The sequence below is a fragment of the Variovorax sp. efr-133-TYG-130 genome (genome assembly GCF_030208835.1).
Taxonomy (GTDB): Bacteria; Pseudomonadota; Gammaproteobacteria; order Burkholderiales; family Burkholderiaceae_C; genus Variovorax.
In genome coordinates, this window is record NZ_JARVTD010000023.1 from 56,224 (window position 1) to 81,173 (window position 24,950).

Sequence of the window (24,950 nt, forward strand, 5' to 3'; positions counted from 1 at the left end):
CGGGCTATTGGGAGGTGATTTCCATCGTGCCGTCGCGCGCGAAGCGGAACAGGCCCTGGATCACCATCTGGTCGGCCTGTTCGCGGCGCATGGCGTCGGTGAACTTGCCGAAGCTGCCGACGCTGCGCACGATGGCCTGCGCCCGGCGGTCGAGCGCGATGTTGCCCGAGCTCTGGTCGACGTCGACCGCGAGCACCTTGCCGTCGAAGTTGACGGTCATGGTCATCTTGAGTTCGCCGTACAGCTTCTGGCCGGCGATCTGGGGGAAGTTCTCGGCGGCGCGCGCCTCGATGCGGCGAAGCATCTTGTCGACGTAGACGGCGAAGGCGGCTTCGCGCGTGGTCGGGCTGATGTAGCGCTTCTTGGGGCGCGCGTTTTCTTCGTTCACGCGGCGTTCGATCTGGGCGAGGATCTCGACCATCTGGCGCCGCTTTTCCTCTTGCGCGGCGGCTTCGGTCGGGTCGCCCGGATTGCGCGGGTCCGGCACCGGCATGGCGGCCAGATCGCGCTTGAGCTGCGCGAGCATCTGCATCTGCTGGGCCTGCATGGCCTCGACCTGGCGGCGCGAGTCCTCGAAGGAGTCGCCCACCGAGGTGAAGCTCGAAGGAGGCAGCGGGCTGGTGGCGCGGCCCTGCTCCAGGTCGCCGCCGCCCGCGAGCGAGGTCTGCGCCATGACCTTGGCCTTCGGGTCGGGCTTGTCCTGCGTCTTGCTGTTGACCAGGATCACTTCGAGCGGCGTTTCGCTGAAGACCTTGTTGAACGACTCGGGGTCGACGAAGCGCACCGCGAGCAGCGCTGCATGCGCGATGACCGACACGCCCAGGGCGATCTGCAGCGTGCTGAGGTCCTTGAAGTTCATTCTCTAAACTCCTCCAGAGGGGCGCATGTGACCGGCCCGTGGCTCATGCGGGCGTGTTCTCGGGCGCGGCCTCGCTGTCCGTCAGGTCGACCGCGATGGCGATCGGGCCTGCAACCACTTCTTCTTCGTCGCTTTCCTCGTCGGCGGCCGCATCGGCCTTCGGCGTGTCGAGGCGCTCGAGCACGGTGCCCGTCACGTCGAGCGCGATCTCGTCGATTTCGCCGAGCTTCACGCGCAGGCGCGCCCCGCGCTCCTGCTGCCCGGCCACGGGGAACACCAATGGCAGCGTCTCGGCACGCACCAGCGCGCCGTTGGGCAGGTCCTTGATGACGGTGGCTTCGAGCTCGGTGATGCCTTGCTGCTGCAGGTACTTCAGCGTCCAGAAGCGTTCCATGCCGCCCTGGTAGGCGTTGTACGTGGCATAGGCCGCGTCGAAGCCCGAGAGAATGGAGAACAGGTCGGCGTCCTTCGGCTTGAAGGGCGCGGCCAGCGCGGCGGTCTTGCCGTGGCGCGCGGCGGCAATGATCTGCCACTGGTTCACCAGGTCGGTGTAGCGGCGCAGCGGCGAGGTGCTCCAGGCGTAGCTCTTCACGCCCAGGCCCGCGTGCGGCAGCGCGCGCGTGCCCATGCGCACCTTGATGCCCGGCGCGAGGCTGGCCTGGCTGCGGTACAGCCCGGGCACGCCGAGCTCGCCGAGCCAGCCGCCCCAGCTGCTGTTGGCCAGGATCATGGCTTCGGACACGATCAGGTCGAGCGGCGCGCCGCGCTGGCGCGTGCTGATCTGCACCTGCTCGTTGCCGGTGGGCTCGTTGCCCTCGTTGCCGACGAGGCGGAAGTTGTAGTCGGGCCGGTTGAAGTTCTCCGGCTTGCCGCGCACCACTTCGCGCTGCGCCTTCAGCTGCTTCGCGAGGCGGAACAGGAAGGAGAGCGGGGCGCGCAGCGTGGCCGCGGCTTCGGGCGTGTTGTCGCTCTGGAACGAGGCGTCTTCGAGCCAGGGCTGGGTGACGACGGTGTCGAGCTGGTCGTGGCGCAGGTTGGCGACGATGGGCACGCGCTCCAGCCTGGTCTCGGTGCCTTGCAGCTCCAGCGTGGCTTCGTCGAAGCGCGCATAGAGCGACACCGCTGGGCGGTCGCCGCCTTCGAGCAGCGTGTAGGTGTTGACCACGTCGTCGGGCAGCATCGTGATCTTGTAGCCGGGCATGTAGACCGTCGACATGCGCGCGCGCGCCACGTTGTCGATGGCGCTGCCCGGCGTCAGTGCGAGTGCCGGCGCCGCGATGTGGATGCCCACGGTGACGGTGCCGCTGCCCAGGCCCTGCACCGAGAGCGCATCGTCGATTTCGGTGGTCTGCGAATCGTCGATCGAGAAAGCCTGCACGCCGGACGCCACGGGCAGGTCGTCCACGATGGCGGGCGCCGCGAGCGCGGGGAAGCCGGTGCCCTTGGGGAAGTTCTCGAACAGGAAGCGCCGCCAGTGGAACTGATAGGGCGAATCGATGGCGCCGGCGCGCTCCAATAGGTCGAGCGGCGGGCGCTGCGTGGCGCGCGCCGCGTCGACCACGGCCTTGTATTCGGGTGCGTTCTTGTCGGGCTTGAACAGGATCTTGTAGAGCTGCTCGCGCACCGGCGCGGGGCAAACGCCCTCGGCCAGCTGCCCGGCCCACTCGGTGATCTGCGCCTGGACGGCCTTCTTCTTCTCGATGGCGGCCAGCGCCTGCTGCACGATTTCGGCGGGCGCCTTCTTGAAGCGGCCCTTGCCGGCGCGGCGGAAGTAGTGCGGCGCCTCGAACAGCGCGAACAGCGCCGCAGCCTGCTGCGCGAGCGTGGGCTTGTCGCTGAAATAGTCGGCTGCGAGTTCGGCGAAGCCGAATTCGCCTTCGGCGGCGAATTCCCAGGCGAGGTCGAGGTCGATGGTGGCGGCGAGCGCACGCGCCTCGGCGATCAGCTCGGCGGGCGCGGGCTTCTCGAAACGCAGCACGATGTTGGCGCCCTTGACCTTGACGCGCTTGCCGGTGTCGAGCTCGACCTGTGCCGATGCTTCGGCCTCCGACAGCACGCGGCCGCCGAGGTACTTGCCGGCTTCTTCAAACAATACAAACATAGTCCCCGATTCTCCCACGCGGAAAACCGATGCGATCCAATACCAGGATGCCGCGGAACCGGCTTCGCCGGGCCGCAGGCATCGCCCCCTGCAAGGGGGTTGGCGAAGCGACACGAAGTGCGCGAAGTCTGGGGGTGTGCCTAGACCGGATTGATGAAAGCCATCACGTCGTCGAGATGCGCCTTCTCGAAGTCCGACAGCGCATGGTCGCTGCCTTCGAGCAGCTTGATGTTGCTGTCCGGGTAGCGCGCGGACATCTCGTGCCAGTCGAGGGCTTCGTCGCCCTTGGCGATGATGGCGAACACGCGCTCGGGCCGCGTGAGCTGGCCGACTTCCATGGCGCGCAGCTCGTGGATGTATTCGGGGCGGAAGTAGAAGTGCTCGGCCGGGTCGTGCCAGACAGTCTGGTCGCCGATGTAGCGCGTGAGGTCGCGCGCGGGGTGTACCGCAGGATTGAGCAGCACGGCGCGGCAGCGCGTCATGCCGGCCACGTACGTGGCATAGAAGCCGCCGAGCGAAGAGCCCACCACCGCCATCGACTTGCGCGGCCAGTGCGCGATGCCCTTCATCACCATGTCGATCGCATCGTGCGGAGAAGGCGGCAGCTGCGGGCACCACCACTGCAGGTTCGGGTGGCGCCGCGCCACGCGGTCCGCCATGATCCGGGCCTTCGTGGACTGAGGCGAGGAGCGGAAGCCGTGCAGATACAGCAGGTGAGTGGTTTGCGGATCCATGCGATGAAGATTCGGGAGGGGCGTGCGGCGCGCCACGCTTGCCGTGACCGGGCAATTTTGCATGAGGTCTGTTCTTGCGAGGCCGCTTCCAACATACAAAAAACCCCGCGAGCGGGGTCCTTCGGCCTGTCGTGCCCGGACGTGTGCAAACCTCTTGGCCGCCCCTGCGCGCAAGGGCTTGCACGAATCGATACTTAAAGTATTCATGTTGCTCTTTGCCGCGATGCGAATGGCTACGTTCGGGTTAACTCGACATTCGGCGCCCAGGGCAAAAAAGCGGCGCAAGTGTCGTGGGGGCGGCTGCCCGGGCGCATCCCATGAACTGGGTAGGCGTTGTTGAATTAACAGTTTGCGCCGAGCCTTATGCTCGACATATGAACATCGAGGCTCAGGACGACGGGGCGCTACGCCGGTGGGGCGTGCTCGTCGTCGAAGACGACAGCCGCGCGCGCGCTTTTTTCGAGGCCAGCGTGCAGCGCAGCCCACGCCTTTTCTGGCTCGGCAGCGCAGGCAGCGTTCAGGAGGCGCGGGCCTGGCTGGCGCGCACCGCGACGATTCCCGACGTGCTGCTGGTCGACCTCGGCATGCCCGACGGCACCGGGCTGGACGTGATCCGCGACGCGGTCGCGCGCTTTCCCGGCTGCGAGCCGCTGGTGGTGTCGGTCTTCGGCGACGAGGAGAACGTGCTCGCCAGCATCGAGGCCGGTGCGGTGGGCTACATCCACAAGGACGCCGCGCCAGAGGACATCGCGCAGACCATCGTCGAAATGAAGGCCGGCGCGTCGCCGATCTCGCCCATGATCGCGCGGCGCGTGCTGGCCAAGTACCGCAGCCTGCAGTCGTCGGCGGCGAGCGCCGTCGGCGGCGCCGAGGTGCCGGGCGGCGCGCCCGAGGCGCCCGCCGAGGAGTCCGACCGCGGCTTGCTGTCGGGACGTGAACACGAGGTGCTGACGCTGATCGCGCGCGGCTTCTCTTATGCGGAGATCGCCCGGCTCAAGGGGCTGAGCGTCCATACGGTGCAGACTCACATCAAGAACCTCTACGGGAAGCTCGCGGTGCATTCCAAGAGCGAGGCTGTCTTCGAAGCGACGCGCCTCGGCCTGCTGTCTCATCCGGGCTGAGCGCGGATGGTGCCGAAGCTGGTGTCGTCGCTGCTTTCGTTTTTCCTGGCGCTGCTCCTGTCGGGCATCGCCACGGTGGCGGCCGCGAGCGCGCCGGAGCAGCCGCTCGAACTGACGCAAGGCTCGGTCACGACCTCGGTGGACGGCGTCAAGCGCACCGGGTCGGTCGAGCTTTCCTACCACTGGGACCGGCAGCACACCGGACGCCCTGGCTTCGCGACCTTCGACCTGCCGTTCACGCTCGAGGCCGCGCCCCAGACCCCGTGGGGCATCTTCATTCCGCGCGTGGGCAATGTGTTCGACGTGCAGCTCAACGACGCGCTGCTGCAGGTCTACGGCGACCTGGACCGCGGCAACGATGCCGACTACGCGAAGGCGCCGATCTACATTCCCGTGCCGGGCCGCCTGCTGAAGCCGGGCGAGAACCACCTGCAGATCCGCCTTCGCGCCGACAGCGGCCGGCGCGCGGGCCTCTCGCACGTGACCATCGGCCCGGCCGCGCAGGTGCGCACGGAGCTGTTCGAGAGCGCCTACGCCTGGCGCTTCACCGGCTCGGTGCTGCTGGCCGCGTTCAGCCTGATCGTCGGCGGCATCGCGCTGGCGCTCTGGCTCACGCAGGTCGAGACCGGTGCGGACGGCCGGCCGCGCCGCGAAGGCATTTATTTCTGGGCCGCGCTGGCCGAGTTCTGCTGGGCCGTCCGGGTGGCCGACGGCGTGATCGCCGAGCCGCCGCTGACCTGGGGCGTCTGGGGCGTGCTGATGGCCATCTGCTACGCGGGCTGGGTGGTCTCGGTGATGATGTTCGGCTGCCACATCGCCGGCTGGGGCAGCGACCGCCGCTTCCGCTGGGTGCGCTGGCCGATGGCCGCCATCGTGGCCGGCACGGCGATTTTCACGACGCTGGCGCTGCAGCGCGAGGAGCCGATGTGGCTCACCGGCTGGCTCGCGGTGGAAATCGTGCTGGTCGTCGCGCTGGTGAGCGCCTTCGCCATCGCGACCGTGCGCCGCCCGAACACCGAGCAGCTGCTGGTGGCCGGCGCCGCGCTGGTGACGGTGGCGTTCGCCGCGCGCGACTGGCTGGTCATACGGCTGAGCGACGCCTACGGCGAGACCACGTGGGTGCGCTATTCGTCGGTGTTCTTCGGCGTGGCCCTGCTGCTGATCGTGCTGCGGCGCTTCCATGCGGCGACGGCGCAGGCGCGCGGTTCCGTGGCGGCGCTGGCCGAGCAGGTGGCCCAGCGCGAACGCGAACTGGCCGCGACCTATGCGGAGCTCGAAGCCGCGGCGCGCGACCAGGCGCGCACCCACGAGCGCGAGCGAATCCTGCGCGACATGCACGACGGCGTGGGCTCGCACATCAGCTCGGCGATCCGCCAGCTTCAGTCGGGCCAGACCAGCCCGGGCGACCTGCTGCGCACGCTGCGCGATTCGCTCGACCAGCTCAAGCTGTCGATCGACTCCATCCACCTGCCGCCGGGCGACGTCGGCGCCTTGCTCGCGGCACTGCGCTACCGGCTGGAGCCCCGGCTGGCGGCCGCCGGCATCGAGTTCGAATGGGCGGTGGACGAGGTGGACCCCGTGGACCGGCTCGACGCCCAGACCATGCGGCAACTGCAGTTCCTGCTGTTCGAGGCCATATCGAACGTGCTGCAGCACGCCCAGGCCACGGTGCTGCGGCTCGAGGCCGACATGCGTGGCAAGACGGTGCAGGTGCGGGTGATCGACAACGGCAAGGGCTATGACGCCTCCCAGGTGCCGAGGGCCCTGGCGGAGCGCGCCGGGGCCATCGGCGCGCGCCTGGCGGTCGAAAGCCGACCGGGCCGCACGGTCGTTCAGCTGGCTTTCGATTGAGGCGGACGCCGGGGCGGGGATAATCCGCCCCCATGTCTGCCGTGTTCAATCAGCCCTCCCTGGCGCGTCGCATCGCGCCCATCTTCCAGGGCTTCGACGGCTTTCTGGCCTTTGCCGTGCTGCTGCTCGCGTTCGCCGGATTGCTGACCATGTATTCGTCCGGTTACGACCATGGCTCCCGTTTCGTCGACCATGGCCGCAACATGCTGCTCGCCGGTTTCATCATGTTCGTGGTGGCGCAGGTGCCGCCGCAGAAGCTCATGCTGGCGGCCGTGCCGCTCTATGCGACAGGGGTGGCGCTGCTGGTGGCGGTGGCGCTCTTCGGCATCACCAAGAAGGGCGCCCAGCGCTGGATCAACCTGGGCATGGTGATCCAGCCCAGCGAAATCCTGAAGATCGCGATGCCGCTGATGCTGGCGTGGTGGTTCCAGCGCCGTGAAGGCCAGCTGCGGCCGCTCGATTTCGTGGTGGCGACGGTGCTGCTGGCGGTGCCGGTCGGGCTCATCATGAAGCAGCCCGACCTGGGCACCTCGCTGCTGGTGCTGGCGGCGGGGCTGGCGGTGATCTTCTTCGCGGGGCTGCCCTGGAAGCTGATCGTGCCGCCGGTGGTGATCGGCGCCGTGGCCATCACGCTGATCGTGAGTTTCGAATCGCGGCTGTGCGCCGACGGCGTCGACTGGCGCGTGCTGCACGACTACCAGAAGCAGCGCGTGTGCACGCTGCTCGACCCCAGCAAGGACCCGCTGGGCAAGGGCTTCCACATCATCCAGGGCATGATCGCCATCGGCTCCGGCGGCGTGGGCGGCAAGGGCTTCATGCAGGGCACGCAGACGCACCTCGAGTTCATTCCGGAACGCACCACCGACTTCATCTTCGCGGCCTATTCCGAGGAATTCGGGCTCATGGGCAACCTGGCGCTCATTGCGGCCTTCATCCTGCTGATCTTCCGCGGGCTGGCCATCGCGACCAACGCCACCACGCTGTTCTCGCGCCTGCTGGCGGGGGCGGTGACGATGATCTTCTTCACCTACGCCTTCGTGAACATGGGCATGGTCAGCGGCATCCTGCCGGTGGTGGGCGTGCCGCTGCCGTTCATCAGCTATGGCGGCACGGCCATGGTGACGCTGGGGCTGGGGCTGGGCATCCTGATGTCGATCGCCCGGGCCAGGAAGCTGGCGCAGAACTGAGGATGCCGGGAACACCGCGGAACCGGCTTTGCCGGGCCGCTGGTGTTGCCCCCGGTAGGGGGAAGGCGAAGCGACACGAAGTGCGCGCGGCCTGGGGGCGAGCCATAGAATCCGACGATGATCTCTCGCGAACCCACCATCGAGCGCCTCGCCACGGCGCAACAGCTCCTTCTCACGCCGTTCGGGCTCGACGAATCGCACCTGAGCAAGGCCTTGGCCGAGATCACCGCGCACCGGGTGGACGACGCCGACCTGTACTTCCAGTACACCCGAAGCGAAGGCTGGAGCCTCGAAGAGGGCATCGTCAAGACCGGCAGCTTCAGCATCGACCAGGGCGTCGGCGTGCGCGCGGTCAGCGGCGAGAAGACTGCCTTTGCCTACTCCGACGACATTTCCGAAGCCTCGCTGCTCGACGCGGCGCGCACGGTGCGCTCGATTTCTTCGGCGGGCCGCACCGCCCGCGTGAAGACGGCGACCCGCAAGATCGCTTCGAGCCGTTCGCTCTACGACGGCATCGACCCCATCTCCACGCTCGACAGCACCGCCAAGGTCAAGCTGCTCGAGAAGGTCGAGAAACTGGCGCGTTCGCGCGACCCGCGCGTGGCGCAGGTCATGGCCGGCCTTGCGAGCGAATACGACGTGGTGCTGGTGGCGCGCGCCGACGGCACCTTGGCCGCCGACGTACGGCCGCTGGTGCGGCTTTCGGTCACGGTGATCGCCGAGCAGAACGGCCGCCGCGAAATCGGCTCGGGCGGCGGCGGCGGGCGCTTCGGCCTTGCCTACTTCTCCGACGAGCAGATCGCCGAGTACGTGGACCACGCCGTGAAGGCGGCCCTGACCAACCTCGACGCGCGCCCGGCACCCGCCGGCGAAATGACCGTGGTGCTCGGCTCCGGCTGGCCCGGCATCCTGCTGCACGAAGCCATCGGCCACGGCCTCGAGGGCGACTTCAACCGCAAGGGCTCGAGCGCGTTCTCAGGCCGCATCGGCCAGCGCGTGGCCGCCAAGGGCGTGACGGTGCTCGACGACGGCACCATCGCCGACCGCCGCGGCTCGCTCAACGTCGACGACGAGGGCAACGCCAGCCAGCGCAACGTGCTGATCGAGGACGGCATCCTCAAGGGCTACATCCAGGACTCGCTCAACGCCCGCCTCATGAAGGTCAAGCCCACCGGCAACGGCCGCCGCGAGAGCTACGCCCACGTGCCGATGCCGCGCATGACCAACACCTACATGCTCGGCGGCGAAAAGGACCCGAAGGAAATCGTCGCGAGCATCAAGAAGGGCCTGTACGCCACCAACTTCGGCGGCGGGCAGGTCGACATCACGAGCGGCAAGTTCGTGTTCTCGGCCAGCGAGGCCTACTGGGTCGAGAACGGCAAGATCCAATACCCGGTGAAGGGTGCGACCATCGTGGGCAACGGCCCCGACGCGCTCACCCGCGTGACCATGATCGGCAACGACATGGCGCTCGACTCCGGCGTGGGCACCTGCGGCAAGGAAGGCCAGAGCGTGCCGGTGGGCGTGGGCCAGCCCACCCTGCGCATCGACGGCCTGACGGTAGGTGGAACGGCTTAGGCCTTTCGTCACTTGTGGACTGCTTCCTCCGGTTGCTAAGCTGCGTCCCTTTTGCGAACGACAGAACACAAGGAGCAACTCGATGGGGAGCAGGATCAATTCATCCGCCGTGCTGTGGGCCGCGACCGCCGTGGTGGCGCTGGCCTGCGCTGGTTGCGCATCGCGCGGTGGTTCGGGCAGCCAGCCCGAGGCAGCGCCCGCGGCCGCAGCCACTGCGGCACGGGGCGGCGCCAAGGCCGGCATGGACGCCCAGGGCAACGTCGTCGACTCGTCGAAGGTCGAGGCCGGCAGCGGCAAGACGGTCAAGGGCCTGAACGGCTACGAAGGCGAGATCACCGGCAACCCGGCGCGCAACAGCAAGTTCGCGCGGCTGCAGATCGGCATGAGCGCGCGGCAAGTCACCGACCTTGCCGGCCAGCCGACCGACCAGGGCGCCTACGTGACCGGCAAGGCCTTCATTCCGTTCTATTTCGGCAGTGACCGCCATCGCTTCGAGATGACCTACAAGGGCCAGGGCCGGCTGATCTTCGCGGGCGGCGGCATGGGCGATTTTTCCAGCGGCAACCTGATCTGGATCATCCACAACCCCAACGAATCGGGCTACCGGTAAGCAAGGCTGGGCTCGCCCGCTTGACCCGGTTTTTGCTTTCCGTGCTACATTTCGCCCACATGTCCGCCCTCCGCGCTTACTTTTTTGCCTACTTTTGGTTCCCGGTTTCCGGCGGACGAGAGGCGAGCGCGTAAAGCAAACGAACACCCTCCCAAAACCGCCGGTGGCCTCAAGCCCCCGGCGGTTTTTTTATGGCCTGACGAAACCCACTCCAACAAGGAAGCACCCATGAGCACGAACACTGCCCCCGCCAGCGACAGCTGGTATGCGAGCGTCGAAAAAACCAGCAAGACCGACGACGAACGCATCAAGGACATCAACGTGCTGCCCCCTCCCGAACATCTGATCCGCTTCTTCCCGATCCGCGGCACGCCTGTCGAAACCCTGATCGAAGGCACCCGCCGCAGCATCCACAACATCATGGCGGGCAAGGACGATCGGCTGCTGGTGATCATGGGGCCGTGCTCCATCCACGACCCGGCCGCGGCGCTCGAATACGCCCGCCGCCTGAAGGTCGAGCGCGAAAAATACGCCGGCACGCTGGAAATCGTGATGCGCGTGTACTTCGAGAAGCCGCGCACCACGGTCGGCTGGAAGGGCCTGATCAACGACCCGTACCTCGACGAAAGCTTCCGCATCGACGAAGGCCTGCGCATCGCGCGCCAGCTGCTGATCGACATCAACCGCATGGGCCTGCCGGCGGGCAGCGAGTTCCTCGACGTGATCTCGCCCCAGTACATCGGCGACCTGATCGCCTGGGGCGCCATCGGCGCGCGCACCACCGAAAGCCAGGTGCACCGCGAGCTGGCCTCGGGCCTGTCGGCGCCGATCGGCTTCAAGAACGGCACCGACGGCAACATCCGCATCGCCACCGACGCCATCCAGGCGGCGGCGCGCGGCCATCACTTCCTGTCGGTGCACAAGAACGGCCAGGTCGCGATCGTGCAGACCAACGGCAACCCCGACTGCCACGTGATCCTGCGTGGCGGCAAGGCGCCCAACTACGACGCCGCCAGCGTCGAGGCCGCCTGCAAGGACCTCCAGGCCGCCAAGCTGCCGCCCACGCTGATGGTCGACTGCAGCCACGCCAACAGCTCGAAGCAGCACCAGAAGCAAATCGACGTGGCGAAGGAAGTCGCCGCGCAGATCGCCGGCGGTTCGAATCGCGTGTTCGGCGTGATGGTCGAAAGCCACCTGCAGGCCGGAGCCCAGAAGTTCACGCCGGGCAAGGACGAGCTGTCGGGCCTCGAATACGGCAAGAGCATCACCGATGCTTGCCTGGGCTGGGAAGATTCGATGCAGGTGCTCGACACGCTGTCGCAGGCGGTCAAGCGGCGCCGGGGCTGAGGGGCGCCGCGCTCTGCTAGAGCATGCCGGCCAGGTCGGGCCAGTGGTGCCGCATCGACGCAGCCTCGTCGCTGTCGGGCGGCACCATCGAGAAGTCGGCAAAGTCGAAGCCCGGTCCGACCATGCACGCAACCAGCGTGTAGTCGCCCGCCGAGTGGCTCTGGATCGGGCGCGCGGCCTGCCACTGGCCGGCAAGCACCACGTGCTGCGGCCGCGTGCCGTGGGCATCGACCGGGCCCAGCTTCACGTGGGCCGGTGCGGTCCGCATCGCGACGTCGCAGGTCCAGAGCGCCAGCGGCACGCCCTCCAGATACACCCAGGCCTCGTCCGACAGCACCCGGTGCCAGCGTGACTGCTGGTTGGCTTCCAGCAGGAAGTAGATGCTGGTCAGCGCATTGCGGGCTGCACGGCCGTCGGCTGGCGACACCATCGCCGCCGAGCGGAACACTTCCTTGTACCAGCCGCCTTCGGGGTGCGGCTGAAGCTTCAGGGTCTCGATCAGTTCGTGCGCGCGGGACGGAGGAGCGGTGAGGGCCATGGGCTCATGATGCCGCCGCGGCCTTCAGCGCCGCAAGCAGTTTGTCGTGCACGCCGCCGAAACCGCCGTTGCTCATGCAGACGATGTGATCGCCCGGCCGCGCCTCGGCCACGATCTGCTTCACCAGCGGTTCGATGGCTCCTGCCAGCCGGGCGCGCTCGCCCATCGGCGCCAGCGCGGCGGCGACGTCCCAGTCGAGCCCGGCCGTATGGCAGAACGACAGGTCGGCCGACTCCAGGCTCCAGGGCAACTGCGCCGCCATGACGCCCAGCTTCATCGTGTTGCTGCGCGGTTCGAAGGCCGCAAGGATGCGCTCGCTCTTCTTGCCGGCGGCATCGAGCTTGTTGCGCAGGCCGTCGAGCGTCGTGCGGATGGCCGTCGGGTGATGGGCAAAGTCGTCGTAGACGGCGATGGCTCCGCCCTCGCGTTCGACGGTGCCCCGCAGTTCCATGCGCCGGCGCACGTTGCGGAAGCTGCCGAGCGCGCGCGCCGCTTCGGCAGGCGGCACGCCCACATGGTCGGCCGCGGCGATGGCAGCGAGCGCGTTCATCTGGTTGTGCAGTCCGGAGAGCTCCCACTCGACCCGGCCGACCACTTCGCCTTGGCGCAACACGTCGAAGGCGTCGTGCGAGCCGCGTGCCTGCCACTCACCGCCGGCGCCGAAGCGTGCGAGCTCGCTCCAGCAGCCCTGGCTCAGCACATGCCGCAGGCTCTCTTCGGTGGCGTTCACCACCAGCCGGCCGGTGCCGGGCACCGTGCGCACAAGGTGATGGAATTGCCGTTCGATGGCGGCAAGATCATCGAAGATGTCCGCGTGATCGAACTCCAGGTTGTTCAGCACCGCGGTGCGCGGCCTGTAGTGCACGAACTTGCTGCGCTTGTCGAAGAAGGCGGTGTCGTATTCATCGGCCTCGATCACGAAGGACGTACCGTCGCCCAGCCGGGCCGACACACCAAAGTCCAGCGGCACGCCGCCCACCAGGAAGCCTGGCGCCTTGCCGCCTTTTTCGAGCACCCAGGCCAGCATCGAAGTGGTCGTCGTCTTGCCGTGCGTGCCGGCGACGGCCAGCACGTGGCGGCCTTGCAGCACGTGCTCGGCCAGCCATTGGGGACCGCTGGTGTAGGGCCTGCCAGCATCGAGGATCGCTTCCATCAGCGGGAACTTGGGGCTCCCGTCGGACAGCCGGGCGCGGGAGACCACGTTGCCGACCACGAACATGTCGGGCGAAAGTTCAAGCTGGTCGGCGCCGAAGCCTTCGATCAGGTCGATGCCGAGCGAGCGCAACTGGTCGCTCATGGGCGGGTACACGCCGGCGTCGCAGCCCGTGACCCGGTGGCCTGCCTCGCGCGCCAGGGCGGCGAGTCCGCCCATGAACGTGCCGCAGATACCCAGGATATGAATGTGCATCGGTCGATTCTAGGGAAGCGAGGTGCGGTGCCCGGCCGGCCGCGGTGCCTTTGGCCTGCGCTTCGTACTGATGTTCATCCAAGGGCAGCCCACTGGGGGCAAAATGCCCGAATGGACACGTCCAAGCGTGAAATCGCCGCTTCCGCAGCCCGTCTCGTCGTCGAGGAAGGGCTGGAGTACGGCCCCGCCAAGCGCCGCGCACTGCGCGACCTCGGCCTGTCGGCGCGTACCCCGCTGCCGAACAACGACGAAGTCGAGGCCGAGGTGCGCGAGTACATCGAGCTGTTCTGCGCCGACACCCAGCCGCAGGAGCTGCACGCGCTGCGCCTGCTGGCGCTCGAGTGGATGGAGCGCATGGCCGCTTTCCGCCCGCATGTCGGCGGCGCCGTGTGGCACGGAACGGCCACCCGGCTGTCAGACATTTATATTCAATTGTTCTGCGATGATTCCAAGTCGGCCGAGATCGCCCTGATCGATCACCACGTGGATTACGAACCCCGCATGGTGACCGGCTTTCATGGCGAGCAGGTCGAGGCGCTGAGCGTGCATGCCCCGAGCCGGGCGCTCGGCGAGGAAATCGGCGTGCATCTGCTGGTCTACGACCTCGACGACCTGCGCGGGGCCTTAAAGCCCGACGCCCAGGGGCGCACGCCGCGCGGAGACCTGCCGGCATTGCGACGGCTGATTGAACGAGAAAAGGACAAGTGAATGACTTCTTCGCCCACCCGACGCGGCATGCTCTATGCCGGCGTGGCGGCTGCCGCGGCAGCCGCCGGGCTCGGCGGTGCCTGGTGGAAGGAGCGAGGCAGCGGTTCGACTGGCGGCGAGCAGCTGGATGCCGCGTTCTGGGGGCAAAGCTTCGAGCGGCCGGAGGGCGGTGACCTCGTCCTGTCGAGCCTGCGCGGCAAGCCGCTGCTGCTGAACTTCTGGGCGACCTGGTGTCCTCCCTGCGTGGAGGAAATGCCCATGATCGACGCCTTTTTCCGCGAACATGGCGCTAACGGCTGGCAAGTGGTGGGATTGGCCATCGATCAGCCCAGCGCCGTGCGCAAGTTCCTGCAGCGCACGCCTGTCACCTACCCCACAGGCCTGGCCGGCCTTCAGGGGACGGAACTGGTCAAGAACCTGGGCAATACGGGCGGCGGGCTGCCCTTCACACTGGTCCTGAATTCGAACGGTTCGGTGGCGGCTCGTAAAATGGGCAAGCTGGAAACCACCGACCTGGATACTTGGCGGCGCGAACTGGTTCGTGGTTAGAATCCCGTCCCTCCGCTGGCGTTAGCCGCCAAACGCCGAAAATCGCCGATTTTCGGACAAGTTATATCCCAAAGACCGGCAAAGCCGGCACTGGAGTCTCATGGATCTGCGCAAACTCAAGACACTGATCGATCTGGTGTCCGAATCGAATATTTCCGAACTGGAAATCACCGAGACCGAAGGCAAGGTTCGCATCGTCAAGGGCGGCGGCGCCGCCCCGGTGCAGTACGTGCAAACGCTGGCGGCGCCTGCCGCGGCAGCAGCCGCGCCGGCCGCGGGTGCAGCCCCGGCTCCCGCTGCGGCCGCAGCGCCGGCCGCCGAAGCGGCCCGTGCAGGCCACGCGGTGAAGTCGCCGATGGTCGGCACCTTCTACCGTTCGTCCAGCCCCGGCGCACCGGCTTTCGTCGAAGTCGGCAGCAAGGTGAACGAGGGTGACACGGTCTGCATCATCGAAGCGATGAAGATCCTCAACGAAATCGAGGCCGACAAGTCCGGCACGATCACCCAGATCCTCGGCGAAAACGGGCAGGCGGTCGAATACGGCCAGCCGCTGTTCATCATCGAGTGACCATGTTCAAGAAGATCCTGGTTGCAAACCGGGGGGAGATTGCCCTCCGGATCCAGCGCGCCTGCAGCGAACTCGGCATCAAGGCCGTGATGGTTTATTCCGAGGCCGACCGCGACGCCAAGTACATCAAGCTGGCCGAAGAAGCGGTGTGCATCGGCCCGGCCCCGTCGGCGCAGAGCTATCTCAACATGCCGGCGATCATTTCGGCCGCCGAAGTGACCGACGCCGAGGCCATCCACCCCGGCTACGGCTTCCTCAGCGAGAACGCCAACTTCGCTGAACGCGTGGAGCAGAGCGGTTTCCAGTTCATCGGCCCGACGCCCGACAACATCCGCACGATGGGTGACAAGGTCTCGGCCAAGCAGGCCATGATCAAGGCCGGCGTGCCTTGCGTGCCCGGCTCCGAAGGCGAGCTGTCGGACGACGCAGCCACCAACAAGCGCATCGCGCGTGCCATCGGCTACCCGGTCATCATCAAGGCGGCGGGCGGCGGCGGTGGCCGCGGCATGCGCGTGGTGCACACCGAGGCGGCACTGGTCAACGCGATCCAGATGACCAAGGCGGAAGCCGGCGCAGCCTTCAACAATCCGGCCGTGTACATGGAGAAGTTTCTCCAGAACCCGCGCCACATCGAGATCCAGATCCTCGCGGACAAGCACAAGAACGCCGTCTACCTGGGCGAGCGCGACTGCTCCATGCAGCGCCGCCACCAGAAGGTGATCGAGGAATCGCCCGCGCCTGGCATTCCGCGCAAGCTGATCGAGAAGATCGGCGAACGCTGCGCGGCCGCTTGCAAGAAGATCAACTACCGCGGTGCCGGCACCTTCGAGTTCCTGTACGAGAACGGCGAGTTCTATTTCATCGAAATGAACACGCGCGTGCAGGTGGAGCACCCGGTGACGGAGTTCACCACGGGCATCGACATCGTCAAGACGCAGATCATGGTCGCCGCCGGCGAGAAGCTGCCGTTCACGCAGCGCCAGATCCAGATGCACGGCCACGCCATCGAGTGCCGCATCAACGCCGAAGACGCCTGGAAGTTCACGCCGTCGCCGGGCCGCATCACGATGTGGCACCCGCCGGGCGGCCCTGGCGTGCGCGTCGATTCGCATGCGTACACCAACTACTTCGTGCCGCCGAACTACGACTCGATGATCGGCAAGATCATCGTGTACGGCGACACGCGCGAGCAGGCCATGGCCCGCATGCGCACGGCGCTCAACGAAACCGTGATCGAAGGCATCCAGACCAACATCCCGCTGCACCGCGAGCTGATGGTCGATTCCAAGTTCATGACCGGTGGCACCAACATCCACTATCTTGAAGAGTGGCTGGCTGCACACAAGCGCTGACCTGGAAAGACCGCGATGTTTGAACTCCGCCTGATGGCGCCGGAAGACCGGGTCGAAACGCTCAGCGATGCGCTCGATGCACTCGATGCACTGAGCGTGTCGGTGGAAGACGCCGACGCGCAGACCGACGCCGAGCAGGCGCTGTTCGGCGAACCCGGCATGCCGCCGCCCAAGGATGGCTGGCAGCGTTCGCGCGTGATCGCGCTGTTTCCCCACGAGGCGGCCGCGAAGGATGCGGCTTCCGTGCTGGCGTTGCAGGACTTCTTCGAAGGCTGCGAGGTGCTCGGCATCGGCGTCGTTCCCGAGCAGGACTGGGTGCGGCTCACGCAGTCGCAGTTCGCGCCGGTCGAGATCACGCCCGAGTTCTGGATCGTGCCCACCTGGCACGAGCCCCCCGAACAGGCCAGGGAAGTGATCCGGCTGGACCCGGGGCTCGCTTTCGGCACCGGCACGCATCCCACCACCCGCATGTGCCTGCGCTGGATCGCCACGCGGCAGGGCGGCCTGGGCGGCCAGCGCGTGCTCGACTACGGCTGCGGCTCCGGCATCCTGGCCATCGGCGCGGCGAAGTTCGGCGCGAGCGACATCGATGCCGTCGACATCGACGAAGCCGCGGTTTCGTCGACCCGGCTCAATGCCGAGGCCAACGGCGTCCAGCTGAAGGCCGGACTGCCCGATGCAGCCAAGGGCTCCTACGACACCGTGCTCGCGAACATCCTGGCCACGCCGCTCAAGGTGCTCGCGCCGCTGCTGCGCAGCCACGTGAAGGCCGGCGGATCGCTGGTGCTGGCCGGCATCCTCGAGCGCCAGGCGGACGAATTGAAAGAGGCCTACGCACCGTACGCCGCGCTCGAAGTCAGCGACACCGAGGATGGCTGGATCCTCATGACCGCGCGCTGCTGAACCGCCGCTTCGCGCCCCTCACGCGGCGAGGGCCCGACCCTACAATCGCCCCGTCATGAGCCTCGTCACGCGCTGCCCCGCCTGTACCACCACCTTCAAGGTGGTGCGCGACCAGCTTCGCATCTCCGACGGCTGGGTGCGCTGCGGACGCTGCAGCCATGTGTTCGACGCCACGCTCGACCTGCACGAAGCGCCCGATGGCGCGCCGGCGGGTGCGTCGCCTGCGATGCAGGGTGGCTACATGCCTGGCTTGGTCGAATCGTCGAGCGAGCCGAAGACTGCGCCGTCACCGGTGCCAGTGCCGGTGCCTCCGCCGCCGACCGCTGCGCCCGTCCAGCCGGCGGAAGACGCCGATTTCTTCGACGACGAGCCCGAGCACCAGTCGCGACATGAGCGTTCCCCGCCGCCGGCCGTCATGCCTCCGCTGCCGTCGCCGCTCGACTTTTCCCTGGAGCTTCCCGAACACGGCATCGCCGCGGACGAGCCCTGGTCCGACGTCGACACCACCGAGCCTGCGTGGAGGCCGCCGCAGAGCACGCTGCCTCCGTTCCCCAGCATCGACCTCAACCTCGAGTCTGCGCCGCCGCCTCCACCTCCGCCGGCGCCGCCGCTGCCCGTGAAGCCGCAGGCCAGGATGCGCACGCTGGTCGAGCGCGCCAGCGACGACGGGGAGGGCGAGCGCGAGCAGGAAGAAAAAGACCACGACCAGGTGCAGATGCAGAAGGCGCTGCGCCGTGCCCGCATCAAGTCGGCCAAGATCGCGAGCGCCAAGGCCCGCGAGGAGCGCGCGGCCGCAAAGGCTGCGAGTTCGGCTGCCGTGGTGCAGGCCGTGGAGACCGAGACCGAGCCCGACTTTTCTTTGTCTTCCACCTTCGAGCCGCCGCCGGGGCATCCGCTGTCCGAAGAAGACGATCCGGCCGACGACCCATCGCCGGGCTTCTGGCAGCGCAGGGGCGTGCGTGCAGTGCTTGTGCTGCTGGCGGTGCTCGCCGTGCTGCTGCTCGTGGTGCAGGTCATCCGCCATGAGCGTGACGGCATCGCCGCGCGCCAGCCCAATCTGCGTCCCGCGCTGGCGGCGTTGTGCCAGTACACCGGCTGCGAGCTCGCGGCGCTGCGCCAGATCGGCGACATCGTGATCGAGGGCGCCGCCTTCGCGCGCGAGAAGAGCGGCAGCAACGACTACCGCCTGAGCTTCACCTTGCGCAACGGCGCCACGGTGCCGCTCGCGATGCCTGCCGTGGAGCTGTCGCTGCTCGATACGCAGGAACGTGCCGTGGTGCGCCGCGTGCTCATGCCGGCCGACTACGGTGCTCCTTCCGTGCTGGCTGCGCGGTCCGACAGGGCGGCTTCGCTGCCGCTGACGCTGTCGGCCTCGGAAGCAGCGGCCCTGCCGCCCATCGCGGGCTACCGTGTCGAGGCCTTCTATCCTTGAGCGGGGCGCTCGCACGCGTCCTCAGCTTTTTCCATTCCTTCAACCAACGGCTCACCCATGGCAGCAGTAATTTGCGGTTCCCTCGCGTTCGACACGATCATGACTTTCGAGGGGCGGTTCGCCGACCAGATTCTTCCAGACCAGCTGCACATCCTGAATGTGTCGTTCCTGGTGCCGACCCTGCGGCGCGACTTCGGCGGCTGCGCCGGCAACATCGCCTACAGCCTCAATGCGCTCGGCGGCACGGCCCTGCCGATGGCCACGTTGGGCAGCGACGGTGCTACGTACCTCGAGCGCATGCGCTCGCTGGGCATCAGCACGGAGTTCGTGCGCCAGCTCGACGACACCTTCACCGCGCAGGCGATGATCATGAGCGACATCGACAACAACCAGATCACCGCTTTCCACCCCGGCGCGATGCAGCAGGCGCACGTCACCAAGGTGGCGGCGCGCGAGGACATCAAGCTCGGCATCATCGCGCCGGACGGGCGTGACGCCATGCTGCAGCACGCGGAGCAGTTTGCTGCTGCCGGCATTCCGTTCGTCTTCGATCCGGGCCAGGGCCTGCCGATGTTCGACGGCGAGGCGCTGCGCCACTTCGTCGAGCTTGCGAGCTGGGTGGTGGTGAACGACTACGAAGGCAAGATGCTGTCGCAACGCACCGGCTGGAGCCTGGCCGAGATCTCGCAGCGCGTGCGCGGCCTCGTGGTCACGCTGGCGGCCGACGGCTGCGAAGTGTGGACCGACGGTGTGCGCGAACACGTGCCCGGCGTGGTGCCGACGGAGGTGGTCGAGCCCACCGGCTGCGGCGATGCATGGCGCGGTGCGCTGCTGTTCGGCCTGGAAAAGGAATGGCCGCTGGCGCAGTGCGCGGCCCTTGGCAATCGCATCGGCGCGCTCAAGATCGCGCAGCGCGGCCCGCAGAATTACCAGGTCGACCGCAAGGCCCTGGGCCTCTGATTCGCCCAATAAAAAAGCCCGACACCGTGAGGTGTCGGGCTTTTGCGCCTTCAGGGCCGCTGAAAATACTCAGGGCTTGCTGGCCGTGGGAAACGGCCATGCAGCTTGAGGATTCAGCGTCGTCTGTGCAGCAGGAGCAGCAGCGGGTGCTACGGCAGCCTTGGCGGGCGCTGCTGCCTTGGCAGCCTTCTTCGCAGCAGGCTTCTTGGCAGCAGCGGCAGGCTTGGCAGCGGGCTTTTTCGCGGCTTTCTTGGCCGCGGCCTTTTTCGCAGGCGCCTTCTTGGCAGCAGCCTTCTTCGCAGGCGCCTTCTTGGCGGCGGCCTTCTTGGCAGGCGCCTTCTTCGCAGCAGCCTTCTTGGCCGGGGCCTTCTTCGCTACGGCCTTCTTGGCAGGCGCCTTCTTGGCGGCGGCCTTCTTGGCCGGTGCTGCCTTCTTGGCCGCTACCTTCTTCGCCGGCGCCTTCTTGGCGGCTACCTTCTTGGCAGCGACCTTCTTGGCCGGTGCCTTCTTGGCGGCTACCTTCTTTGCCGGTGCCTTCTTGGCGGCCACGACCTTCTTTGCCGGAGCCTTCTTTGCAGCGGCTTTCTTAGCCGGCGCTTTCTTTGCAGTTGCCATTTCTATTTCTCCTTGATCAAGTTGAAAAAATCAACCTATTGAAGCACTCCACGCACGTTGGGTAGCGTGAAGCGATTCATGGCGTTGGAATCTGAGCCCCAGCACCATGAACACCTGAGCCCTCGTCCATGCCGCGCTCTATGGCGCGATCGGTGGCAAGGGCAATTCTTGAATTCATTAATTCTTGTCGAAAGATTCAATCCCAGGAGAGCGCACCACCCGACTGGTACTCGATCACGCGGGTTTCGAAAAAGTTGCGCTCTTTCTTCAGGTCAATCATTTCGCTCATCCAGGGGAACGGGTTTTCCTCGTTCGGGAAGAGCGTTTCGAGGCCGATCTGCTGTGCACGCCGATTGGCGATATAGCGCAGGTAGCCCTTGAACATGGAGGCATTCATGCCGAGCACGCCGCGAGGCATGGTGTCTTCGGCGTATTTGTATTCGAGCTCGACGGCCTTCATGAAGAGGGCCTTGATCTCCGCCTTGAACTCGGGGGTCCAGAGGCCGGGGTTCTCGAGCTTGAGCTGGTTGATCAGGTCGATGCCGAAGTTGCAGTGCATCGACTCGTCGCGCAGGATGTACTGGTACTGCTCGGCGGCGCCGGTCATCTTGTTCTGGCGGCCCAGCGCGAGGATCTGCGTGAAGCCGACGTAGAAGAACAGCCCTTCCATCAGGCAGGCGAACACGATGAGCGACTTGAGCAGCGTCTGGTCGGTCTCGTGGGTCCCGGTCTTGAAGTTGGGGTCGCTGATGGCGTCGATGAACGGGATCAGGAACTGGTCCTTCTCGCGGATCGACGGCACTTCGTTGTAGGCGTTGAAGATCTCGCTCTCGTCCAGGCCGAGCGACTCGACGATGTACTGGTACGCGTGCGTGTGGATCGCTTCCTCGAAGGCCTGGCGCAGCAGAAACTGGCGGCATTCGGGGGCCGTGATGTGGCGATAGGTGCCCAGCACGATGTTGTTGGCGGCCAGCGAGTCGGCAGTCACGAAGAAGCCGAGGTTGCGCTTGACGATGCGGCGCTCGTCTTCGGTCAGGCCGTTCGGGTCTTTCCAGAGCGCGATGTCGCGCGTCATGTTCACTTCCTGCGGCATCCAGTGGTTGGCGCAGGTGGCGAGGTACTTTTCCCACGCCCACTTGTACTTGAAGGGCACCAGCTGGTTGACGTCGGTCTGACCGTTGATGATGCGCTTGTCGGAGGCCTTGACGCGCTGGGTGGCCGCGGGCGTTGCTGCTGCGGGCTGTGCAATCGACGAAGTCGGAGCATCCACCGAACGGCCCGCGGAAAAACCGCCGGTCGATGCGTGGTGCTGCTGCAATCCTTGTTGCATATCCTTTGGTAAGGAGGGCTTGACTTCTTCGTCCCAGGTCAACATAGAAAAATCCAATGCTCAAATTATCGGAGTAACGATGTGAGTTGCAAAGTGCTCGTTCACATCGCACGCCATTTATGTGGTTGTTATGTTGCTCGCATGCATCGTGCGATGTCAGTCAATGGCTTCATCGAGTGACCGTCGCACGACTTTCGCATGCGCCTCGCTGATTCAACGAAGCGCCGATCGGCGCTTCGATTCACTCATCACTGGCAGGCTTCGCAGGTCGGATCGTCCACGCCGCAGAACGCGATGTCGGTGGCGGGAATCGCGTTCATCTGCGCCTTTGCCGCTGCTGCAGCGGCTTCGAGCGCGCTCATGCCCGAAGGTGCATCGCTGCCCGACGACACCGCGTTGAGCCGGCCCGACTGCACCGTCGACTTCTCGGCGTGCGTCGCGCTCTGCGTGCGCAGGTAGTAGGTCGTCTTCAGGCCGCGCAGCCATGCGAGCTTGTACGTGTCGTCGAGCTTCTTGCCCGATGCGCCGGCCATGTAGATGTTCAGCGACTGCGCCTGGTCGATCCACTTCTGGCGACGCGCGGCGGCTTCCACCAGCCACGTGGTTTCCACTTCGAACGCGGTGGCGTAGAGCGCCTTCACGTCCTGCGGCACGCGGTCGATCGGACGCAGCGAGCCGTCGAAGTGCTTCAGGTCCATGACCATCACGTCGTCCCACAGGCCCAGGCGCTTCAGGTCGCGCACCAGGTAGTGGTTGATCACGGTGAATTCACCCGACAGGTTCGACTTGACCGACAGGTTGCCGAAGCAGGGTTCGATCGATGCGTCCACGCCGATGATGTTCGAGATGGTCGCGGTCGGAGCGATGGCCACGCAGTTCGAATTGCGCATGCCGTCGGCCTTGATCTTCTGGCGCAGCGCGTCCCAGTCGAGGGTGGCCGAGCGGTCGACCTCGACGTAGCCGCCGCGTGCCTTTTCCAGCAGGTCGAGCGAGTCGATCGGCAGGATGCCCTTGTCCCACAGCGAGCCCTTGTAGCTCGAGTACTTGCCGCGTTCGCGGGCCAGCTCGGTCGATGCCCAGTAGGCGTGGTAGCAGATGGCTTCCATCGACTCGTCGGCGAACTGCACGGCTTCTTGCGAGGCGTAGGGAATGCGCAGTTCGTACAGCGCGTCCTGGAAGCCCATCAGGCCCAGGCCGACCGGACGGTGGCGCAGGTTCGAGTCGCGCGCCTTCTTCACGGCGTAGTAGTTGATGTCGATCACGTTGTCGAGCATGCGCATCGCCGTGGAGATCGTCTTCTTGAGCTTTTCCTGGTCGACCTTGCCGTCCTTCAGATGTTGCAGCAGGTTCACCGAGCCGAGGTTGCACACGGCGGTTTCGGTGTCGCTGGTGTTCAGCGTGATCTCGGTGCACAGGTTCGACGAGTGCACCACGCCGGCGTGCTGCTGCGGCGAGCGCACGTTGCAGGCGTCCTTGAACGTGATCCAGGGGTGGCCGGTCTCGAACAGCATCGTGAGCATCTTGCGCCACAGGTCGGTCGCCTGGATGGTGCGCGCGGGCTTGATGTCGCCGCGGGCAGCCTTCTCTTCGTAGGCGACGTAGGCCTTCTCGAATTCGGCGCCGAACAGGTCGTGCAGGTCGGGCACGTTGGAGGGCGAGAACAGCGTCCAGGTGCCCTTTTCCATCACGCGGCGCATGAACAGGTCGGGGATCCAGTTGGCGGTGTTCATGTCGTGCGTGCGGCGGCGGTCGTCGCCGGTGTTCTTGCGCAGCTCCAGGAACTCCTCGATGTCGAGGTGCCAGGTTTCCAGGTAGGTGCAGACGGCGCCCTTGCGCTTGCCGCCCTGGTTCACGGCCACGGCCGTGTCGTTCACCACCTTCAGGAACGGCACCACGCCCTGCGATTCGCCGTTGGTGCCCTTGATGTGGCTGCCGAGTGCGCGAACGCGGGTCCAGTCGTTGCCCAGGCCGCCGGCGAACTTCGACAGCAGCGCGTTTTCCTTGATCGACTCGTAGATGCCGTCCAGGTCGTCGGGCACGGTGGTCAGGTAGCAGCTCGACAGCTGCGAGCGCAGCGTGCCGGCGTTGAACAGTGTGGGCGTGCTCGACATGAAGTCGAACGACGACAGCACTTCATAGAACTCGATGGCGCGGGCTTCACGGTCGATTTCGTTCAGCGACAGGCCCATGGCCACGCGCATGAAGAAGGCCTGCGGCAGCTCGATGCGGGTCTTGCGCACGTGCAGGAAGTAGCGGTCGTACAGGGTCTGCAGGCCGAGGTAGTCGAACTGGTTGTCGCGTTCGGCCTTCAGGGCGGCGCCCAGGCGGGGCAGGTCGTACTGCAGCAGCTTTTCGTCGAGCAGGTCGTTGTCCACGCCCTTCTTGATGAACTGCGGGAAGTAGTCGGCATAGGCGGTGGCGCGCTCGGCGGGCATCACTTCGCGGCCGATGATTTCCTTGAAGATCGTATGCAGCAGCAGGCGCGCGGTGGCGAAGGTGTAGTCGGGGTCCTTCTCGATCAGCGTGCGGGCGGCCAGGATCGAGGCCTTGTAGACCTCGTCGAGCGGCACGCCGTCGTACAGGTTGCGCATCGTCTCGGCGACGATCGGCGCGGCGGTGATGCTCTCGCCCAGGTTCTCGCAGGCGGATTCGATCAGGCCCTTGAGCTCGTTGATGTCGAGCGCGACCAGCTCGCCGTTGTCCAGCACGTGCAGCGCGGGCGTGGCCAGCGCTTGTTGTTCGCCCTGCTTCGAACGCTCCTGCGTGCGGCGCTCGCGGTACAGCACGTAGGCGCGCGCGATTTCATGATGGCCGCCGCGCATCAGGCCGAGTTCGACCTGGTCCTGCACGTCTTCGATGTGGAAGGTGCCGCCGCCCGGACGCGAGCGCACCAGCGCGCGGATCACGCCTTGCGTGAGCACGTCGACCGTCTCGCGAACGCTGGCCGAAGCCGCGCCCTGCGTGCCGTGCACGGCGAGGAAGGCCTTCATCATCGCGATGGCGATCTTGTTCGGCTCGAAGGGCACCACGGCGCCGTTGCGGCGGATGATCTGGTAGTGGGCCAGGTTCTGGACGTTGGGGGAGCCGGCAGTGTCTCGCTGCTGCTGCGGTGACGTCGAGGGAACGGCACGCGGGGTCGATTGGGGGGTCAGGGCAGTTTGCATTCGCTTCCTCTCGGTTGGCAATTCTTGTTGGATGG

21 protein-coding genes are annotated in these 24,950 nt (G+C 66.5%); 13 read left to right on the plus strand and 8 right to left on the minus strand.

Annotated elements, in window-relative coordinates:
• Positions 1–4: 4 nt before the first annotated feature.
• The 3 genes from QRN67_RS19815 to QRN67_RS19825 all read right to left on the minus strand — a co-directional run bounded on the left by QRN67_RS19815 (position 5) and on the right by QRN67_RS19825 (position 3,694).
• Complete coding sequence (locus QRN67_RS19815) at positions 5–859, minus strand: energy transducer TonB (protein WP_081270194.1); 855 nt, start codon at positions 857–859, stop codon at positions 5–7.
• 43 nt (positions 860–902) lie between these two features.
• Entirely contained in the window at positions 903–2,960 is a 2,058-nt protein-coding gene (locus QRN67_RS19820; RefSeq protein WP_285413219.1) for a ribonuclease catalytic domain-containing protein, read from the minus strand.
• 140 nt (positions 2,961–3,100) lie between these two features.
• Complete coding sequence (locus QRN67_RS19825) at positions 3,101–3,694, minus strand: YqiA/YcfP family alpha/beta fold hydrolase (protein WP_106935694.1); 594 nt, start codon at positions 3,692–3,694, stop codon at positions 3,101–3,103.
• A gap of 374 nt (positions 3,695–4,068) precedes the next feature.
• On the opposite strand from QRN67_RS19825, the gene QRN67_RS19830 reads away from it, so the two are divergent.
• The 6 genes from QRN67_RS19830 (at position 4,069) to QRN67_RS19855 (ending at position 11,388) form a co-directional block, all read left to right on the plus strand.
• On the plus strand, positions 4,069–4,815 hold the full coding sequence (locus QRN67_RS19830; protein ID WP_199851855.1) for a response regulator transcription factor: 747 nt from the start codon (positions 4,069–4,071) through the stop codon (positions 4,813–4,815).
• Positions 4,816–4,821: 6 nt separating this feature from the next.
• Complete coding sequence (locus QRN67_RS19835; protein WP_285413221.1) at positions 4,822–6,666, plus strand: sensor histidine kinase; 1,845 nt, start codon at positions 4,822–4,824, stop codon at positions 6,664–6,666.
• Positions 6,667–6,698: 32 nt separating this feature from the next.
• The gene (gene rodA, locus QRN67_RS19840; protein ID WP_081270199.1) at positions 6,699–7,853 is read left to right on the plus strand and encodes a rod shape-determining protein RodA; all 1,155 of its coding nucleotides are present in this window, start codon (positions 6,699–6,701) and stop codon (positions 7,851–7,853) included.
• Between the two features lie 117 nt (positions 7,854–7,970).
• Positions 7,971–9,431, plus strand: a complete 1,461-nt coding sequence (gene tldD, locus QRN67_RS19845) for a metalloprotease TldD (RefSeq protein WP_285413222.1) — start codon at positions 7,971–7,973, stop codon at positions 9,429–9,431.
• A gap of 82 nt (positions 9,432–9,513) precedes the next feature.
• The gene (locus QRN67_RS19850) at positions 9,514–10,041 is read left to right on the plus strand and encodes a hypothetical protein (RefSeq protein ID WP_285413223.1); all 528 of its coding nucleotides are present in this window, start codon (positions 9,514–9,516) and stop codon (positions 10,039–10,041) included.
• Positions 10,042–10,269: 228 nt separating this feature from the next.
• On the plus strand, positions 10,270–11,388 hold the full coding sequence (locus tag QRN67_RS19855; RefSeq protein ID WP_106935689.1) for a 3-deoxy-7-phosphoheptulonate synthase: 1,119 nt from the start codon (positions 10,270–10,272) through the stop codon (positions 11,386–11,388).
• A gap of 16 nt (positions 11,389–11,404) precedes the next feature.
• On the opposite strand, the gene QRN67_RS19860 is transcribed toward QRN67_RS19855, so the two are convergent.
• Together QRN67_RS19860 and mpl are read right to left on the minus strand one after the other, a co-directional pair.
• The gene (locus tag QRN67_RS19860) at positions 11,405–11,926 is read right to left on the minus strand and encodes a cupin domain-containing protein (protein ID WP_285413224.1); all 522 of its coding nucleotides are present in this window, start codon (positions 11,924–11,926) and stop codon (positions 11,405–11,407) included.
• 4 nt (positions 11,927–11,930) lie between these two features.
• Positions 11,931–13,334, minus strand: coding sequence for a UDP-N-acetylmuramate:L-alanyl-gamma-D-glutamyl-meso-diaminopimelate ligase (mpl, locus tag QRN67_RS19865; protein WP_285413226.1), 1,404 nt, complete (start codon positions 13,332–13,334; stop codon positions 11,931–11,933).
• A gap of 111 nt (positions 13,335–13,445) precedes the next feature.
• On the opposite strand from mpl, the gene QRN67_RS19870 reads away from it, so the two are divergent.
• From QRN67_RS19870 to QRN67_RS19900, 7 genes are all read left to right on the plus strand, one after another.
• The gene (locus QRN67_RS19870; RefSeq protein WP_081270205.1) at positions 13,446–14,042 is read left to right on the plus strand and encodes a hypothetical protein; all 597 of its coding nucleotides are present in this window, start codon (positions 13,446–13,448) and stop codon (positions 14,040–14,042) included.
• Positions 14,043–14,591, plus strand: a complete 549-nt coding sequence (locus tag QRN67_RS19875) for a TlpA family protein disulfide reductase (protein ID WP_285413228.1) — start codon at positions 14,043–14,045, stop codon at positions 14,589–14,591. It abuts the gene before it with no gap.
• 100 nt (positions 14,592–14,691) lie between these two features.
• Entirely contained in the window at positions 14,692–15,159 is a 468-nt protein-coding gene (accB, locus tag QRN67_RS19880) for an acetyl-CoA carboxylase biotin carboxyl carrier protein (protein WP_106935684.1), read from the plus strand.
• Positions 15,160–15,161: 2 nt separating this feature from the next.
• Complete coding sequence (gene accC, locus QRN67_RS19885) at positions 15,162–16,511, plus strand: acetyl-CoA carboxylase biotin carboxylase subunit (RefSeq protein WP_081270245.1); 1,350 nt, start codon at positions 15,162–15,164, stop codon at positions 16,509–16,511.
• Between the two features lie 15 nt (positions 16,512–16,526).
• On the plus strand, positions 16,527–17,414 hold the full coding sequence (prmA, locus tag QRN67_RS19890) for a 50S ribosomal protein L11 methyltransferase (protein WP_285413230.1): 888 nt from the start codon (positions 16,527–16,529) through the stop codon (positions 17,412–17,414).
• Between the two features lie 55 nt (positions 17,415–17,469).
• A complete protein-coding gene (locus QRN67_RS19895) occupies positions 17,470–18,846 on the plus strand; it encodes a zinc-ribbon and DUF3426 domain-containing protein (protein WP_285413231.1) in 1,377 nt (458 codons plus the stop codon).
• A gap of 57 nt (positions 18,847–18,903) precedes the next feature.
• Positions 18,904–19,806: a carbohydrate kinase family protein gene (locus QRN67_RS19900; protein ID WP_106935682.1), complete on the plus strand. Its 903-nt coding sequence runs from the start codon at positions 18,904–18,906 to the stop codon at positions 19,804–19,806.
• Positions 19,807–19,875: 69 nt separating this feature from the next.
• On the opposite strand, the gene QRN67_RS19905 is transcribed toward QRN67_RS19900, so the two are convergent.
• The 3 genes from QRN67_RS19905 to QRN67_RS19915 all read right to left on the minus strand — a co-directional run bounded on the left by QRN67_RS19905 (position 19,876) and on the right by QRN67_RS19915 (position 24,915).
• Complete coding sequence (locus QRN67_RS19905; protein WP_081270249.1) at positions 19,876–20,421, minus strand: histone H1-like DNA-binding protein; 546 nt, start codon at positions 20,419–20,421, stop codon at positions 19,876–19,878.
• A 196-nt stretch (positions 20,422–20,617) separates the two neighbouring features.
• Positions 20,618–21,796, minus strand: a complete 1,179-nt coding sequence (locus QRN67_RS19910; RefSeq protein WP_081270250.1) for a ribonucleotide-diphosphate reductase subunit beta — start codon at positions 21,794–21,796, stop codon at positions 20,618–20,620.
• A 203-nt stretch (positions 21,797–21,999) separates the two neighbouring features.
• On the minus strand, positions 22,000–24,915 hold the full coding sequence (locus QRN67_RS19915) for a ribonucleoside-diphosphate reductase subunit alpha (RefSeq protein ID WP_285413232.1): 2,916 nt from the start codon (positions 24,913–24,915) through the stop codon (positions 22,000–22,002).
• Between the last annotated feature and the right edge of the window lie 35 nt (positions 24,916–24,950).

Bases quoted from the DNA above. Each gene is read 5' to 3' on its own strand.
- QRN67_RS19815 (WP_081270194.1), bottom strand. From the start codon at position 859: ATGAACTTCAAGGACCTCAGCACGCTGCAGATCGCCCTGGGCGTGTCG.
- QRN67_RS19820 (WP_285413219.1), bottom strand. From the start codon at position 2,960: ATGTTTGTATTGTTTGAAGAAGCCGGCAAGTACCTCGGCGGCCGCGTG.
- QRN67_RS19825 (WP_106935694.1), bottom strand. From the start codon at position 3,694: ATGGATCCGCAAACCACTCACCTGCTGTATCTGCACGGCTTCCGCTCC.
- QRN67_RS19830 (WP_199851855.1), top strand. From the start codon at position 4,069: ATGAACATCGAGGCTCAGGACGACGGGGCGCTACGCCGGTGGGGCGTG.
- QRN67_RS19835 (WP_285413221.1), top strand. From the start codon at position 4,822: ATGGTGCCGAAGCTGGTGTCGTCGCTGCTTTCGTTTTTCCTGGCGCTG.
- rodA (WP_081270199.1), top strand. From the start codon at position 6,699: ATGTCTGCCGTGTTCAATCAGCCCTCCCTGGCGCGTCGCATCGCGCCC.
- tldD (WP_285413222.1), top strand. From the start codon at position 7,971: ATGATCTCTCGCGAACCCACCATCGAGCGCCTCGCCACGGCGCAACAG.
- QRN67_RS19850 (WP_285413223.1), top strand. From the start codon at position 9,514: ATGGGGAGCAGGATCAATTCATCCGCCGTGCTGTGGGCCGCGACCGCC.
- QRN67_RS19855 (WP_106935689.1), top strand. From the start codon at position 10,270: ATGAGCACGAACACTGCCCCCGCCAGCGACAGCTGGTATGCGAGCGTC.
- QRN67_RS19860 (WP_285413224.1), bottom strand. From the start codon at position 11,926: ATGGCCCTCACCGCTCCTCCGTCCCGCGCGCACGAACTGATCGAGACC.
- mpl (WP_285413226.1), bottom strand. From the start codon at position 13,334: ATGCACATTCATATCCTGGGTATCTGCGGCACGTTCATGGGCGGACTC.
- QRN67_RS19870 (WP_081270205.1), top strand. From the start codon at position 13,446: ATGGACACGTCCAAGCGTGAAATCGCCGCTTCCGCAGCCCGTCTCGTC.
- QRN67_RS19875 (WP_285413228.1), top strand. From the start codon at position 14,043: ATGACTTCTTCGCCCACCCGACGCGGCATGCTCTATGCCGGCGTGGCG.
- accB (WP_106935684.1), top strand. From the start codon at position 14,692: ATGGATCTGCGCAAACTCAAGACACTGATCGATCTGGTGTCCGAATCG.
- accC (WP_081270245.1), top strand. From the start codon at position 15,162: ATGTTCAAGAAGATCCTGGTTGCAAACCGGGGGGAGATTGCCCTCCGG.
- prmA (WP_285413230.1), top strand. From the start codon at position 16,527: ATGTTTGAACTCCGCCTGATGGCGCCGGAAGACCGGGTCGAAACGCTC.
- QRN67_RS19895 (WP_285413231.1), top strand. From the start codon at position 17,470: ATGAGCCTCGTCACGCGCTGCCCCGCCTGTACCACCACCTTCAAGGTG.
- QRN67_RS19900 (WP_106935682.1), top strand. From the start codon at position 18,904: ATGGCAGCAGTAATTTGCGGTTCCCTCGCGTTCGACACGATCATGACT.
- QRN67_RS19905 (WP_081270249.1), bottom strand. From the start codon at position 20,421: ATGGCAACTGCAAAGAAAGCGCCGGCTAAGAAAGCCGCTGCAAAGAAG.
- QRN67_RS19910 (WP_081270250.1), bottom strand. From the start codon at position 21,796: ATGTTGACCTGGGACGAAGAAGTCAAGCCCTCCTTACCAAAGGATATG.
- QRN67_RS19915 (WP_285413232.1), bottom strand. From the start codon at position 24,915: ATGCAAACTGCCCTGACCCCCCAATCGACCCCGCGTGCCGTTCCCTCG.